The sequence below is a fragment of the uncultured Planktomarina sp. genome (genome assembly GCA_943788425.1).
Classification (GTDB): Bacteria; Pseudomonadota; Alphaproteobacteria; order Rhodobacterales; family Rhodobacteraceae; genus Planktomarina.
Window position 1 is genome coordinate 536,777 of sequence record CALSQF010000006.1, and the last position, 14,829, is coordinate 551,605.

A 14,829-nucleotide genomic window follows, 5' to 3' on the forward strand; every position below is an offset into this window, starting at 1 on the left:
ATGGCATTTTCCTTGAGTATGAGAGGGCGCAACGCCTATTTGAAGGGCGCCTCCGCGAAATCTTTGAGCCAGCGGTCAGGGGTAATGTTGGCTCTGAGCCATAGAAACTCCACCTTCACTCACGTCTCAATTTCAACCTGAACCGCAACGCTGCTCTCGCTGAGTGGCGTCAATTATTGAGCGCATAGATTCAGGGTGCATCAGCCATCCGATGTGAATTCGCATTCGTCTGATGCACCTTCAATAGCCGACAATGTTGAGGCCGACTTTTCTTACAGAGCGTCGAAACGGATCGAAAAAACCACAACCACGTCAGTCTGGCTTTTTCTTACCAAGTGTCTCGTCAAACGAGACGCCCATTTGATCGCCAATCTTTTGCAGCAGAGGATATTGTACCGCCATATCCATGATGGAGTCCATCGCGGTTGTCACCGGTGATTTTGGCCCAGTTTCGCCACCGCTGCCGCCTGACCCACCAAGCCCTGTCACATGATTGACGTTTATCGAATTGATCTTTTCTGCCGGCTTGACCATTTCACTGATGATTTTCGGCATCGCTTCAAGGCGCGCTTTCTCAAGCTCCATTGCGACCAGAGTATCAGAGCGTGAGTTCTCAGCCTCAATATGTGCGCGGTTTGCATCTGCTTGAGCCAGCTTAACTACTTTTTCAGCTTCTGCTTCTTCGCGTCGTGCAGCGGCCTTGTCTTTGGCTGTCGCTTTATCACTGTCTGCCATGATTGCCGCGCGCGCAGCGGCAGTATTTGCGTCTGATTTAACAGAGATATCGGCAAGTTTCGCGCGACGTTCCGCTTCGGCCATGGCCCGCACAGTCGCGAGTGCCTCGGACGCTTTTACAGCTTCTGCACGGGCTGTGTCCGCCTCTGCTTGCGCGCGACTTTCTTCCTGAGACTTCGCGGAAATTGCAATCTCGCGATCTTGCTCGGCAATAGAGAGCGCTTGCTCCCGCTCTACTTCAGCCGCTTGGATTGAGCGTTCCATGTCAATCTTGGCTTCTGTCGCCGAGCGCTCGCTCTCGGCTTTACGTTTCGCAACTTCTGCGATCTGAGCGGCGGCGAGTGTTTCGATCTCTTGTTGCTGCGCGATCTCTGCACGGCGTTCTTCTAGATCAATCTCAAGACGTTGACGCGAGGCTTGCATAGACGCGCGACGCACCGACACCTCGCTGTCTGCATCAATCTCTGCACGCTCCTTTTTGGATTTTGCAATGACCTCTGCCAGTTTGCGCATTCCTACCGCGTTAAATGCATTGTTCTCGTCCAAAGATGAAAATGGTGTTTGATCGAGACCGGTCAAGGACACGCTATCGAGTTGCAGTCCGTAGCGCGCAAGCGTGTCTTTCAACCCTTCACGCACTTCACCAACAAACTGCGCGCGGTTCTCATGAAGCTCATCCATCGACATACGTGCCGCAACACAGCGCAAAGCATCGACCAGCATACCGTCGATCAAATTGCGCAGCTCATCTCGTTGAAACGTGCGCTTGCCAAGGGTTTGCGCCGCACGTGTGATTGAATCCTCGTCAGGGATGACAGAGACGTAGAATTCCGCGCCAACATCGACACGTAAGCGATCTTGCGTGATCAAGGATGAATCTCCGCGTCGATCCACATCGAGGCGCAGAGTTTGCATATTCACGCGACTGATTTCGTGGAAATAGGGGATCGCAAGCACGCCGCCATCGATCACGACGCGACGCCCCCCTACGCCAGTCCGCAAAAGCGACACTTCGTTGTTGCCCCGCTCATACCACCAAGCAGCAAGTGCGATGATGATTGCCAAAAGAATGACTATGAGAATGATCCAGCCAATGAGCCCCATCTTTTCCCCTCCCTATAAACCGTGCGCGCGGCAGGTCAGATTTGACGCCATGCCACCGTCGGCCTGAATGTTGAAACCTCTGATCCACTGTGTCATGTCTGATACAAGGAACATAATCACAGGGGCAATATCTTCGGGTGTGCCGGGCCGATCCATCGTGTCACGGTCCTCTGTCGCACGCGCGCCGAGCGTTTGGATAAAGTCGGCTAGGATTGGCGTATCCACTGGCCCCGGGCTGACCGCGTTCATGCGAATGCCGCGATCGCGCCACGTCCAGCGGTTCTGCATGGTCCATGTGATCAGCAGCTCTTTGGAAAAGAAGTAGCTGCGACCGCCCTCAGATGACACTTTCCAGCGTTCGATAAACTCATCAAGATTGTGGTAATCCAGATGCTCCGCCGCTTTGATCGCATCAACCGCATTCGGCCAGCCATGCCCTGCAAGCGAGGCGACATTCACGATGCTCGCTGCATCGGTTAGTTTCGGAATGAGTCCATGGGTGAGACGCTTCAGCCCCAGCCAGTTCACCAACAACAATCGATTGGCAGGCTGCGTTGGCGGAAGCCCCGCATTGTTTACCAACCCATCAATGTCTTCTGGCAGCACATCAATCAGGGCATCAATGGTGCGCGGATCTGAGAGGTCCGCACGGTAGAACTCATCAACGTGATCGAAGCCCTTATTGATATCGACGCCCAAAACTTCGGCCCCTTGTTCGGACAGCAGGCGGGCCGTCTCAAGACCGATCCCTGAGGAACTGCCCGTCACCAAAATGCGTTTGCCTTTTACTATATCTTTCATGTTCAAAACACCGGAGGATATTGTTTTTGGCCACGATCCAGCGTGATCCAGCGCGTTTCAGAGAAGCTTTCTTGCGACCATCGACCGCCATAGCGTCCCAAGCCGCTGGCTTTGGTGCCGCCAAACGGTGCGTGGGCTTCGTCGTTGATAGGTGAGCAGTTGATATGGCACATGCCCGTTTCCAAATGCTGCGCGATGTCCATGGCGCGGTACTCATCGCGACTGATAATGCCCGCTGACAGACCATATTCCGTGTCGTTATTCATCGCGATCGCTTCGGCGTCGGTCTTGAACGTGGTGACCACAGCGACAGGGCCAAAGGTCTCATCGCGCCAAATGTCCATGTCGGAGGTGACATCGATAACAATCGTAGGCTCCACAAACTGTCCATTGACCCCACCGCCAAGCACGATTTTGGCACCCTTCGCGACGGCATCATCAAGCTGGTGCTTCACGCGCTCCACTTGACGTTCGTTAATCAATGGGCCGATCACATTGGCTTTGTCAGCGGTATTGCCCGTTTTCAGTTTAGACGCGCGCGCAACGAAGCCTTTCATAAACTCTTCATAGACCTTTTCTTGCACCAACACCTTTTCAACGCTCATGCAGATTTGGCCCTGATGCATGAACGCGCCAAAGCTTGCAGAGGATGTCGCGCGCTCCATGTCTGCGTCTTCAAGGACGATAAGACTGTCTTTGCCGCCAAGCTCGATACACGCCTTTTTTAGATGCGCCCCACATTTTGCAGCGATGCGCCGACCCACCGCAGCAGAACCAGTGAAGGCCACTCCTTTGACCTTAGGGTTATCGACCATCTCATCTCCGACCTCGGCCACATTATCACGCGAACAGGTGATGACGTTGAAAACACCGGGCGGCACGCCGGCTTCCTCCATGACTTCCGCAAAGAACAAACCGCCCAGGTAAGGCGTATCCTCAGAGGGTTTCAGCACAATCGTGTTACCCATCGCCATCGGCACTGAAAAGGGGCGCGTCGCCAAAATGCCCGGCATGTTCCAAGGCGTGATGATCGCGATCACGCCCATGGGCGTGCGCACGGCGTTGGAGACCTTGCCATATAGCGAGGGGAGTACTTCACCAATCGGCGTATAGCACGCGGCGGCGGCAGCTTTGAACATTTCTGGCATGACCTTGGTCTCATAGACCCCTTTGCCATACCATCCGCCACCTTCGAACTGGGCAGCAGGGATATAATCACCCGCGCGGCGTTCGATGATCTCTGCGGCTTTAAGCATCAGATCAGCGCGCTCTTGAAACTTCAGCGCAGCCCAGGCTGGAAAGGCCGCTTGTGCCGCATCAATCGCGCGTTTTGTGTCGGCCCCCGTGGCGTCAGGAATGCGCGCCCAAAGCGCGCCGTCATTTGGGTTAATGTCATCAAACTGGCGCGGCGTTTGATGCCACTGACCATCGATATAAATCCCTTTAATCGCGGGGGCGGAGGCGGTCATGTCTAACACATCAATCCCTTTCGAACTGGCCCGATGGGCGGCGGCGGTAAACCTCGACGCGTGGGCGTTTGTAGACTTCAATGACGGGAGGCGGCGCTGAGGGTTGCTCTGTCACGGCCTTGGATGGAATGGATGCACGCGGCTCGCGCGGTGCCCGGCGACGGGCGTTCATTGCGGCTTGTTCGATGTCTTTCAATACCACTTCGATCGTGGAACTCGCCAGTTGACGTGCGGCTGCCATTGTCTCTGGCGCAGAACCTCGCGGTGCTTCTGCAGAGGTCTTTGTCGCCACCGCGACCAGATCATCAATGGAACCGCCAATTTGTTGATCCGCACTGCGGCGTGGCGTGGGATTACCAGTCGGCTTGGTTGATTTTGTGACTTCAACAAGAGGAGTGGAGCGCGTCGATGGACTTGCCGAAGTCTTGCTGCCCACACCGAGATAAGCCCGCTGCACCGCGGGGTCATTGGCCAAGCGCGCAGCCGTATCTTCATGGGTGACTCGGGTGTTTTCCAAAAGGTATCCACGATCCGCAATTGCGAGACTTTGCTTTGCATTCTGCTCAACCAACAGCACTCCGATGCCAAGGTCTTTCACACGGGTCAGGTTCTGAAACAGCTCTTTGCACAGTAGCGGCGACAGACCCAAGGAGGGTTCATCCAACATCAAAATCTCAGGCGCAGACATGATCGCGCGGCCAATCGCAACCATTTGCTGTTCGCCCCCCGACATTGTGCGCGCGATCTGGCCTTGCCGTTCGCGCAGCTTAGGGAATTGCATCAAAACGCGCTCAAGATTTTCGCGTTCCGTTTCGCGTGCACCGGCAGAATATGCGCCCAGCAGCAGGTTCTCTTTCACTGTGAGATCACCAAAGATCCCACGACCTTCCGGTACAAGCGCCACGCCTTTTTCGACGATTGCGTCAGAAGACAGGCCTGTCAGGCTCTCTCCGTTCAACGTCACGTCACCTGAAACCTTGCCCTCACAAATCCCCGAAATCGCGCGTAACAGCGTCGATTTGCCAGCGCCATTTGCCCCAAGGATAACGACAACTTCGCCCGTGTTCACCTTGATCGATATATCATTCAGCGATGGATGCTGGCCATAGGCCGCAGAGAGGTTGGTGACTTCAAGCATCGTCATCCCCCAGATAAGCGCGGATCACGTCTTGGTCAGAGAGCACATCATCGGTTGTGCCGTCGGCGATTTTAGCACCTGATGACATGACCACACAGCGATCACACAGCGAGCGGATCGCGTCCATCACATGTTCGACCATCACGATAGTGCGGCCCTCATTGCGCAGGTTGTGGATCAGCTCAATTCCTGTCTCAAGCTCGGTTGGGTTCAACCCCGCGAGCCATTCATCCAGCAACAAAACCTTGGGTTCGCCAGCTAATGTGCGCGCCAGCTCGACGCGTTTTTGATCGATGTAGGTGAGCGAGGACACAGGCGCGTGGCTCATCGCGTCCATGCCGACACGCTCCAAAACGCTATGCGCGAAATCTTCGGCTTCCCGACCCCAACGGCGTTTGTGGCCGTAAACTGCACCTGCCATAACATTTTCTAAAACGGAAAGACCTGGCAACAAACGCACCAATTGAAACGTGCGCCCCACTCCTTCGCGGGCGATAATTTGCGGAGCCGCGTCAGAGATCAAACGCCCACGTAGCGAAATCCGACCATCCGTAGGGGCAAAGACCCCTGAGATCATATTGATCATCGTCGTCTTGCCAGAGCCGTTAGGCCCAATGATGCCAACCATCTCATGTTCGGCCACATCGAACGACATGTTCGAAACGGCCACCAATCCACCAAAGCGTTTAGTGATATTTTTGACTGAAAGGACTGCGCCGGCCTGCTTCATTAACGCCCCCTTGCGCGCGCGCGTAGTTGTTCGATCCGTCCGACAAAACCGTGCGGCAGGAAGTAGACGATCACCAAGAAAGCAACGCCAAGAACCAAGATTGACTGATTAGGGAAGTTTGAATCGACCCAGTTCCAGATCAACAAAAACGGGATCACGCCAACCACTGGCCCCCAAAGCCGTCCTGAGCCGCCCAAAAGCGCCATGATGACGACGAAGAAACTCAGCTGCGGGGAGAAGACTTGATTGGGTTCGATGTAGCTCCAACGCGGGGCGATAATAGCTCCGACGATAGCACCGAAAACGCCAGTGGTGGTGAACAGGATTACCTTGGCCATGGCGGTGTTGATGCCAACATGACGCGCGACGGTTTCATCGCCGCCAATAATACGCAGCGCAAAGCCAAGACGCGAACGGCTGATTATCCATCCCAGCAGGTAGACGCAACCCGCGGTCACAAGCAGCATCCAATAAAGATGCGCATCGGTGAATTCCGTCAGAACATAAAGGCCGCGCGAGCCGAGGAAATTGTTCTGCACCCAGCTCACCAGATTGCGGATCATTTCTGCTAGACCCAGCGTGAAGATAACGAAATAGACCCCTGACAAACGCAGCGTCGCAAGTCCGATCAGCGCGGCAAGCACACCGCCGATGACCGCAGAAAGCGCCAGCATCGACCAGAAACTCGCGTCATAATCGCTCATCCCAGAGCCAACGACAAAGCCACCAACCCCGAAGAACGCAGCAGAGGCGAGCGATATATAATGCGTCGGGCCAGAGAATAGCATCCACGATGTAGCAAGCGCCGTGTACATCATCACATCCACGCCAATCCCAAGCCAATAGCCATTGGACATCATCGGCCAGAACGCAGCGAGCGCGACAAGCACACCTGCCCAGATAAGCTCTTGCACGGTTGCAGGATTCATACTGCACGTCTCCCGAACAGGCCTTGGGGGCGGAACAACAGGATGATAACGAAGATGAAATAGGCGGCAGCAAGTGTCAGGCCTGGATCAACCAAAGTGGCGACACCTGTCTCCACAAGGCCAAGGATGATCGCCGCAACAATCGCGCCGCGAATTTCGCCCACGCCGCCCATGATGACGATGATCAGGGCTTTGAGCGTAAAGACTACACCGATTGAGGCGTCTAGCGTGATGAAGGTCGAAATCAACGCGCCGCCTACGGCGGTGATGGTGCCGCCCAATGCGAAAGTCAAAGCCGAAACGCGTGGCACGTTGATGCCCACAAGACCAGAGGCTTCTGTAGACACAGACACCGCGCGCACTGCAACGCCGGGGCGTGAGTAATGCAGCCAAATATAGAGCGCGGCGGCGATCAGTACCGCGAGCAAGAAAGCGACGAGGCGGTTCAGCGATGTGGTGGATCCCAAAATGGAGATCGGCTCGCTTAGGTATTTATAAAAGAAGAAGCCGCCCTCAATCGACACCATGATGCCGATAAAAATGAACGACATGCCAAAGGTGGCGAGGATACTATCAACCTCAAGCGCGCCTTGCGATTTGGAGCGGCGCACAAGAGGCGTCAGCAGGAAACGATAGATCAACCAGTTGCCGATAAAAGCGACGGGGATCACAAGAATAACCGTGAGGATCGGACTGATTTGCGCCGTTGTATAAAGCCAAAACGCAGCCAAAGCCCCCAAGACCAACACCTCGCCATTGGCGAGGTTCATGATCCGTGCAACGCCGTATTGCAAGTTCAGACCCATCGCGACAAGCGCATAGGTGCCTGACAAAAGCAGGCCGGAAACGAGTATGTCGAGCATTAGATCTCCCGAGAGTGGTCGGGCGGGAAAGTCCCCGCCCGTGCCAGTTCTTTTTAATCAGACCAACCGGTTTTTGCGCGCACAGGTACCGCGCCGATCACGTTAGATCCCTTCACACCGCGAAAGACGCCATCTTGCCACTGGCCCACGGACCAGAAGGTATTGGAGAAGTTGTTGGTAAAGCTCAGCTCGCCCATCACCGTTTCAAACGAGTTGTCCTTGATATACTGAGTGACAACTTCACGATCGAGCGTGGCTGCGCCAACAATCGCTTGTTCTAGGATCTGCAAAGACGCGTATGTGTTGGCGGATGCCCAATAGTCCGCGACTTTGCCCGTGATATCCATATGTGCTTTGCGGTAGGCCGCGATCGCTGGATTATCCACATTGGTACCGCCAGCACCCAAGACGTTGTTAATCTTGTTGCCATAAGCGCCTTTGAACGCTGGGAAGCTCGTCGCAACTGCAGAGTAATAAAGTTTTACGTCGAGGTCTTCGATAATCGCCTGCTCGGCAAGTCCGAAGCTGTCTGGTGGGTAGGACCAAGCAACGAACGCCTTCGCGCCACTCTCTTTGGCACCCTTCATTACAGGGCTCAAATCTGGTGTGCCCAGAGGGTAAGACTTGTCATAGACAATGTCGAAACCAGCTTCGCCGAATAGCTCGCGTGCGCGATCAGCAAGCTCAATACCGAAGGCGTCAGCCACATTGACCATCGCGATTTCGTTACCGATTTCACCAGCGTCACGTTGCTCGATCAGGATCTCTTTTACACCGTCCACGAAGGCCGTCGTGGTCCCAAGCGTGAAGAACAGGTTTGGATAGCGCGTTGTCAGCTCTTCCATCTTGTCAGTGATCGCAGAGACCGCAATCATCGGATAGCCGAACTTGCCATAGATCGGCGCGGTCGCGATGTTAAAACCAGTACCATATGGGGCAACCACGAAATCAACTTTGTCCTGCGTCGCAAGACGCTGCGCCAGTTTGATGTGCTCGCCAGGATTGGTTTTGTCGTCATACTCGATCAATTCGAGCATCTTCATTTCGCCGCCAACGTCCAGACCGCCGCGTGCATTCACTTCTTCCACCCAAAGGCGCACGTTGGGCCACTGTGTTACGACAGCGCCACCCGCAAGCGGGCCAGTCTTAGGTGCAATCGCACCGATCTTGATCATATCCTGAGCAAACAAGGACGTGCCGGCGACAGCTAACGCTGCTGCAAGGCCAAAAAGGCTTCTTCTATACATAGATTTCTCCCTGAATCGTTGTGTCAGATGGCCCATTACGATGCCGACTCGTTTGCGGTCGGAGAGCCTTATCTATAAATAGTGCATTGAACCTGTACGTTAAATCAATGCATTTGTTAATTGATTTTCGAGTACGCGGATTTTACTCTGCTGGTTCTGCCATCTTTGGCGCGACGATAGACTCCTCGTAGGTCAGCTCACCAAGCCCATCTTCAAAGATGTTACGTTCGGCAATCCATTCCCGCGATTTATCAAAGATTTCACGCGAATAAGGTTCAAACACAATGCGCTCACCAGGTCCGAACAGACGCGTATCCATCTGATCTTTGAAGCGCTCTGGGAATTCGTTGCGATAGTAATGCGTGTAAAGCTCTTGGCGCAAATCGATGTCCTTTTGCGCCATACGCAGCGCGCTGAAATACTTTTCAACATCTTCAAGTTCTGCATCTTCTGAGACCATTGCCGCCATCATGAACGAGGTATCGAGCACTTTGCGATATCCCAATTGCTCCATGAAATAGTAAGGCCCGCTGAACAAGCTGACCGCAGGCACAACTCCATCGATCAGGTTCTCCATCCGCTTGAAAAGGAGGCCATCAGCAAAGCTGAGATTGATCTCGTTATGCGACAAGAACGGCTCAAGGGCTTGGATAGTCGAATAGTGACTGCCCGATTGGAAACCTACTGAAATTGGCACATTTGCGAGATCTTCAGGCGTTTCGATATCACTGTCATTTGGAACGAAGATCCCACAGGGCGAGACAGAATATGCGTTCGCATATAGCTTGCCATGACCCGACGCAGCCGCGACGTTGACTGTCCAATGGCACGCTGAACTGACGTCACAAGTACGCCCTTTTTCAAAGGTCTGATACGCTCCAACGCGATCCCCGAGATCGTGGCGATCACCTGTGGCAGACAGCAATTGATCTTCTAACTCATATGCGAGACCGACCTCAACAAAATAGCCTTTCTCGACAGCAATCCACTCATGCAAGCGCATGTGCGGCGCGATAATAAACTTGCTCATAACATCCCTCTCTAGAGTAGCTTTTACGTCATGTTGGCAGTTTTGAGGGAAATAGACCAGCCCTACAACTTTGATATATGTTTTAAACAAATTCAATAAGCTGGAGGGAAACAAATATGACGGTACTGTCAGATTAAACTCGGTTGAAGTGGGCAGGCGGTTTCGTAGCCTCGCCGTATAACAAAGCGCTCTCCATTCAGGTCCTTTAAAACGAGCCCTGAGATCATCCGCCTGGCTGTGATGCTGTACGTTCGTTTTCCGCTCTCACTCCGTAATGTTTAAGATCTTCTACAGCTTACGAGAAGCACAGATAATCATCGAAGAATGGAGGAAACACTACAACACAAAGAGACCACACAGTGCGTTGGGCTATCGCCCGCCAGCTCCTGAAACCATCATACCACTGGATCAGAGGCCAATCATGCACTAACAATTAACCTGGCCCAGTCAGATGAGGCTGCTCAATGTTGACTAGGGGTGGGGCATAGGTGCTCCACCTTTATTCACGCACTAATTTCAAGCTGAACCGCGCCGCAGCTCTTACTGAGTGGCGCCAATTATTGAGCGCATAGATTCAGGCTGCGCCAGTAATCCGCTGCGAGTTCTCATTCGTCTGACAGCTGCACTTCTAAAGCTGCTATCATCGTCATCCGGGTCGGGCAAGATAACCGGATTGACAGGTTGCTCGACTGCAACCAAATCCCTGTTAATCTTTGTTGCAGAGTTTCAAAGCGCTAACTCATGATCATACATCGGCTCATAGGTTTCAGGTGTGTGGAAGCCCACCAGACGAGACTGCCGCACTGCAACGTCAAAGGTGATGGCTGAGAATTTTGTCACATAAACAGAGAGTTTAAAAAAGGATTCCCGTCTTGATTTTTGGTTAAGACAGGGACAACGGTACTGTCAAATTAAACTTGGTTGAAGCGAGCAGGGTGTATTTGTAGCATCCGCAAATGACAAAACACTCCCCATTTAGGTACTTTAAAACGAGCCCAGAGATCATCCGCTTGGCTGTGATGCTGTACGTTCGGTTTCCGCTCTCACTCCGTAATGTGGAAGATCTTCTGCACGAACGAGGCATTGAGATCAGCCACGAAACAGTTCGGTTTTGGTGGAACAGATTTGGTCCGATGTTTGCTGCTGAGATACGAAGAAACCGGGTCAGTCGGATGCGATCTTATTCGAACTGGCAATGGCACCTGGACGAGGTCTTCGTAAAGATCAATGGAGAGACGCATTACCTCTGGCGAGCCGTTGATCACGAAGGTGAGGTGCTTGAAAGTTATGTTACCAAGCGCCGAGACCGCAAGGCAGCATTGAAATTCCTCAGAAAAGCAATGAAGCGCTACGGCGGACCAGAAGTAGTTGTGACGGACAAACTACGTTCCTATGGCGCTGCAATGAAAGTTGTTGGCAACGCGGATCGGCAGGAAACGGGCCGCTGGTGTAACAATAGGGCTGAGAATTCCCACTTGCCGTTTCGACGACGAGAACGCGCTATGCTCCGCTTCCGACAGATGCGATGTCTGCAAAAGTTCGCTGCAGTCCACTCTTCAGTCCACAACCATTTCAATCAGGAACGCCACTTCTACTCACGAGACAATTTCAAGCTCAATCGAACTGCCGCTCTTACTGAGTGGCGCCAACTATTGAGCGCATAGATTCAGGCTGCGCCAGCAATCTGATGCGAGTTCTCATTTGTCTGACAGCACCCTCCCCTAGGGCCGCACAATCAATCACCGATTGGTTTAGGTCCGGGGTCTTTGGTCAATGGCAACAGCGATGTTCGGATGCGCCGCAGGTTCTCTTTGACTCGTTCTGGCCGCTTTCTCGCAGCACCGGCGGCCAGGACATCGACAATCGCAATGTAGACAAGACGCGAGGCTGAGGGTTTGTAAATGTCTTGATCTTCAGGAATATCGATTTGGATTGAAATGTCCGTTAGCAGTGCAAGGTCTGAGCCGGTTTTGGTTAAGCTGATCGTAGTTGCGCCATATTGTTTGGCGATTGCAATGCTATCCAAAAGTTCAGCAGGTTGACCACTTGATGAAATTGCGACCAGCACATCACCTTCGATCAGGGTCGAGGATAGCATGCGCTGGAGATAACCGTCGGCATGCGCCTCTGCGGGAATACCAAGCCGAAAAAACCTGTTGGCCCCCTCACGAGCAACATTGGCAGAGCCCCCGCCAACACCAAGAAAGGCTATGCGGCGGGCATCGGCAAGTTTGTCTGTTGCTTGTTCAATCGCCTCACTATCCAGTTGCCCACGAACCAGCGTCAGAGTGTCGACCAATGTACTGAACACCTGTGTTACCAATTGCCCGGTTTCAGATTGATCTCCGCTTGCCCCCCCAAGGTATTGCAAACTGACCGCCACGTTTTGCGCAAGTCTGATTTGAAAGTCGCGGAACCCTTCGCAGCCGATTGTTGTACAGAATCGATTCACTGTCGCGACAGAAACCTCGGTTGCCGCTGCAATCTCGTGCTGCGAAAGAAAAGAGATTCCCTCAAGGTTTGCCAGCACAAAATCAGCAACCAGTTGCTCGCGCTTGGGGAAAGCTCCGTTCAGAGTGCGCACATGCGAGATGAGATCGATAACTTCGAGCATTGTCTTGGTGTGCCTCTCATACGGGCTTATATGCCACTACATCCATTTCAACCTTGGCGTCTACCATTAGCGCACTTTGCACTGTGGCCCGCGCGGGTGGATGTGCGGCGAAATATTTAGCAAAGACCGAATTGAAACTGGTGAAATCCCGTGGATCGTCCAGCCAAACGCCGACTTGTACCACATGCGCCAAGCTGCAATCTGCAAGTTTTAGAACGGCGATGATATTGGCTATAACAGCTTCTGACTGTGCGATGATCCCCCCTGTGACAACTTCGCCGTCAACTGTCGGGACTTGCCCGGATACATAGATAAAATCCCCCGCACGCACGGCTTTAGAAAAGGGGCGCGGCGTGCCGCCAGCAGCAGCGTCTGCGCCGTCAAAGCGGATGATTTTTTGTGGAGTAGTTTGCATATTGGTAACCTTTATGTAAGTTATTTACATTTTATACTCGGTTTAGCTGACTTTTCCAAATAATATTTGACTATTATTGGCTAAATTGTAAGATATTTACATATAAATAAAATTAACTTGAAACATCATAACGAAGGAGATTGAGATGAAACTGAAAATTTGGATGAAATCTGCGCTGGCAGTGGGGGCTTTGATGACCCTGACAAGCGGGGCATATGCCGATGGCATGTTGCGCTATGCTACCGTGGGCGAACCTCCCAGCCTTGATCAACAGGTTGTTACCTCTGATCTGGCAACCACCATTGCGCATCATATGTTTGAAGGTTTGTACACCTTTAATGCGTCCAATGCGCCAGTACCGCTGCTAGCATCTGGCGAAACTGTGTCCGCAGATGGCAAAACAATTGTAATTGCGCTGCGCGAGGGTGTTAAGTTTCATAATGGTCAGGCTATGACATCTGCCGACGTCCTGGCATCACTTCAGCGTTGGGGCGAATTTGGCTCACGTGGCAGCCTGATTTTTGATCACGTCGACAGTGTTGAGGCGAGTGGAGATTATGAGATCACCATAAATCTTAAAGAGCCCTTCGGCCCTTGGAAAAATCTAATGGCCTTTATAAACGGTGGTCCCGCGATCTATCCAGCTAGCGTTATGGAAGGCGCTACAAAGGAACCAATCTCTCCTGATCAGTACATTGGGACAGGTCCATACAAGTTCAACGAATGGGAGGCCAATCGCTATGTAGAGTTGGTGCGCTTTGACGGTTACATTTCGCCCGAGGGAGCGGCCGACGGATACGGCGGTGAACGAGCGACTAATTTTGATACACTCCGTTTTATCCCAGTGTCTGATGTGGGTACTCGGGTCGCCGGGGTTCGCGCTGGAGACTACGACTACGCAGAAAGTATTCCGGGTGATTTGTTTGCAGATTTGGATGCAGATTCGGGCGTGAAAACTATGCTTAACGGTGGGCCAATTTTTGGTTTGGTCTTTCTAAACTCCAGTGATGGTCCATTGAAAGAAAACTTTGCGCTGCGTCGTGCCATTCAGACGGCCATCGACAAAACACCCGCCTTGCAAGTTTCTATTGGGCCCGAAGGACTGTGGCGCGCCAATGGCTCTTTTGCTCCAGAAGGCAGTGTTTGGGCTACTAAAGCAGGCACCGAAAACTACAGCCGTGGAGACGCAGAAGCAGCAAAAGCTATGGCAGCAGAGGCAGGCTACGACGGTCAGCCAATCAAGTTCATGGTCTCGACTAACTATCCATTCCATTATGACAGTGCGATCGTTTATACCAAGCAACTGGCGCAGGCGGGGTTCAATATTGACCTTCAGGTCTATGACTGGGCAACATTGATTGAAAAGCGTGCGCAGCCTGATCAGTGGGATTTGTTCTTTACACACCATGGTTTTGTACCGGATCCAATCTTGATCTCTGTGATGAACGACAATTACCCCGGTTGGTGGGCAACTCCCGAAAAGAAAGCTTTGAAAGATCGTTTCACAGCGTCCTCAGACCCGAGTGAGCGTCAAGAAATTTGGGCGGAGCTTCAGGCCTTGATCTACGAACAGGTGCCAACAATGAAGACCGGCGACGTTTATACCTACAACATTGCCTCTCCAAAGCTGAAAGGGCTTGGCAAACAGACTTTGATTTGGCCAAGCTTTTGGAACGTTTCCAAGTAAGGTTCTTCCCAGCCCCCTGCTAAACTTGAAGCGGGGGGCTAATTTACCCATTCCAGTCAACTGAGGT

The 14,829-nt window shown here is 52.7% G+C and carries 13 protein-coding genes and 2 pseudogenes; 4 read left to right on the top strand and 11 right to left on the bottom strand.

Features of this window, described 5'->3' with window-relative positions:
- Nucleotides 1-312: 312 nt before the first annotated feature.
- The 9 genes from ABLW18_RS08320 to ABLW18_RS08360 form a co-directional block, all read right to left on the bottom strand.
- Nucleotides 313-1,839: a flotillin domain-containing protein gene (locus ABLW18_RS08320; RefSeq protein WP_347824340.1), complete on the bottom strand. Its 1,527-nt coding sequence runs from the start codon at nucleotides 1,837-1,839 to the stop codon at nucleotides 313-315.
- A 12-nt stretch (nucleotides 1,840-1,851) separates the two neighbouring features.
- A complete protein-coding gene (locus tag ABLW18_RS08325) occupies nucleotides 1,852-2,640 on the bottom strand; it encodes a coniferyl-alcohol dehydrogenase (RefSeq protein WP_347824341.1) in 789 nt (262 codons plus the stop codon).
- Between the two features lie 2 nt (nucleotides 2,641-2,642).
- On the bottom strand, nucleotides 2,643-4,109 hold the full coding sequence (locus tag ABLW18_RS08330) for an aldehyde dehydrogenase family protein (protein WP_347824374.1): 1,467 nt from the start codon (nucleotides 4,107-4,109) through the stop codon (nucleotides 2,643-2,645).
- 10 nt (nucleotides 4,110-4,119) lie between these two features.
- Complete coding sequence (locus ABLW18_RS08335) at nucleotides 4,120-5,247, bottom strand: ABC transporter ATP-binding protein (protein WP_347824342.1); 1,128 nt, start codon at nucleotides 5,245-5,247, stop codon at nucleotides 4,120-4,122.
- A complete protein-coding gene (locus ABLW18_RS08340) occupies nucleotides 5,240-5,977 on the bottom strand; it encodes an ABC transporter ATP-binding protein (protein WP_347184855.1) in 738 nt (245 codons plus the stop codon). The genes ABLW18_RS08335 and ABLW18_RS08340 overlap by 8 nt, the downstream gene beginning before the upstream one ends.
- Nucleotides 5,977-6,906 (bottom strand): branched-chain amino acid ABC transporter permease, encoded by a 930-nt coding sequence (locus ABLW18_RS08345; protein ID WP_347824343.1) that lies wholly within the window; start codon nucleotides 6,904-6,906, stop codon nucleotides 5,977-5,979. Before ABLW18_RS08345 ends, ABLW18_RS08340 begins: the two co-directional genes overlap by 1 nt.
- Entirely contained in the window at nucleotides 6,903-7,769 is an 867-nt protein-coding gene (locus ABLW18_RS08350) for a branched-chain amino acid ABC transporter permease (protein WP_347184857.1), read from the bottom strand. The genes ABLW18_RS08345 and ABLW18_RS08350 overlap by 4 nt, the downstream gene beginning before the upstream one ends.
- A 53-nt stretch (nucleotides 7,770-7,822) precedes the next feature.
- Nucleotides 7,823-9,016 (bottom strand): amino acid ABC transporter substrate-binding protein, encoded by a 1,194-nt coding sequence (locus tag ABLW18_RS08355; RefSeq protein WP_347184858.1) that lies wholly within the window; start codon nucleotides 9,014-9,016, stop codon nucleotides 7,823-7,825.
- Between the two features lie 142 nt (nucleotides 9,017-9,158).
- Complete coding sequence (locus ABLW18_RS08360; RefSeq protein WP_347824344.1) at nucleotides 9,159-10,046, bottom strand: hypothetical protein; 888 nt, start codon at nucleotides 10,044-10,046, stop codon at nucleotides 9,159-9,161.
- A gap of 177 nt (nucleotides 10,047-10,223) precedes the next feature.
- Between ABLW18_RS08360 and ABLW18_RS08365 the strand changes: the two are divergent.
- From ABLW18_RS08365 to ABLW18_RS08375, 3 genes and pseudogenes are all read left to right on the top strand, one after another.
- Nucleotides 10,224-10,325 (top strand): annotated as a pseudogene (locus ABLW18_RS08365) (IS6 family transposase); the annotation flags it as partial.
- Between the two features lies 1 nt (nucleotide 10,326).
- A pseudogene (locus ABLW18_RS08370) lies at nucleotides 10,327-10,476 on the top strand (integrase core domain-containing protein); the annotation flags it as partial.
- A 526-nt stretch (nucleotides 10,477-11,002) separates the two neighbouring features.
- A complete protein-coding gene (locus tag ABLW18_RS08375; protein WP_347824345.1) occupies nucleotides 11,003-11,710 on the top strand; it encodes an IS6 family transposase in 708 nt (235 codons plus the stop codon).
- Between the two features lie 71 nt (nucleotides 11,711-11,781).
- On the opposite strand, the gene ABLW18_RS08380 is transcribed toward ABLW18_RS08375, so the two are convergent.
- Together ABLW18_RS08380 and ABLW18_RS08385 are read right to left on the bottom strand one after the other, a co-directional pair.
- Nucleotides 11,782-12,660, bottom strand: a complete 879-nt coding sequence (locus ABLW18_RS08380; RefSeq protein ID WP_347823797.1) for a MurR/RpiR family transcriptional regulator — start codon at nucleotides 12,658-12,660, stop codon at nucleotides 11,782-11,784.
- A 16-nt stretch (nucleotides 12,661-12,676) separates the two neighbouring features.
- Complete coding sequence (locus ABLW18_RS08385; RefSeq protein WP_347823798.1) at nucleotides 12,677-13,075, bottom strand: Rid family hydrolase; 399 nt, start codon at nucleotides 13,073-13,075, stop codon at nucleotides 12,677-12,679.
- A 145-nt stretch (nucleotides 13,076-13,220) separates the two neighbouring features.
- Between ABLW18_RS08385 and ABLW18_RS08390 the strand changes: the two genes are divergently transcribed.
- A complete protein-coding gene (locus ABLW18_RS08390; protein ID WP_347824346.1) occupies nucleotides 13,221-14,762 on the top strand; it encodes an ABC transporter substrate-binding protein in 1,542 nt (513 codons plus the stop codon).
- The last annotated feature ends 67 nt before the right edge of the window (nucleotides 14,763-14,829 follow it).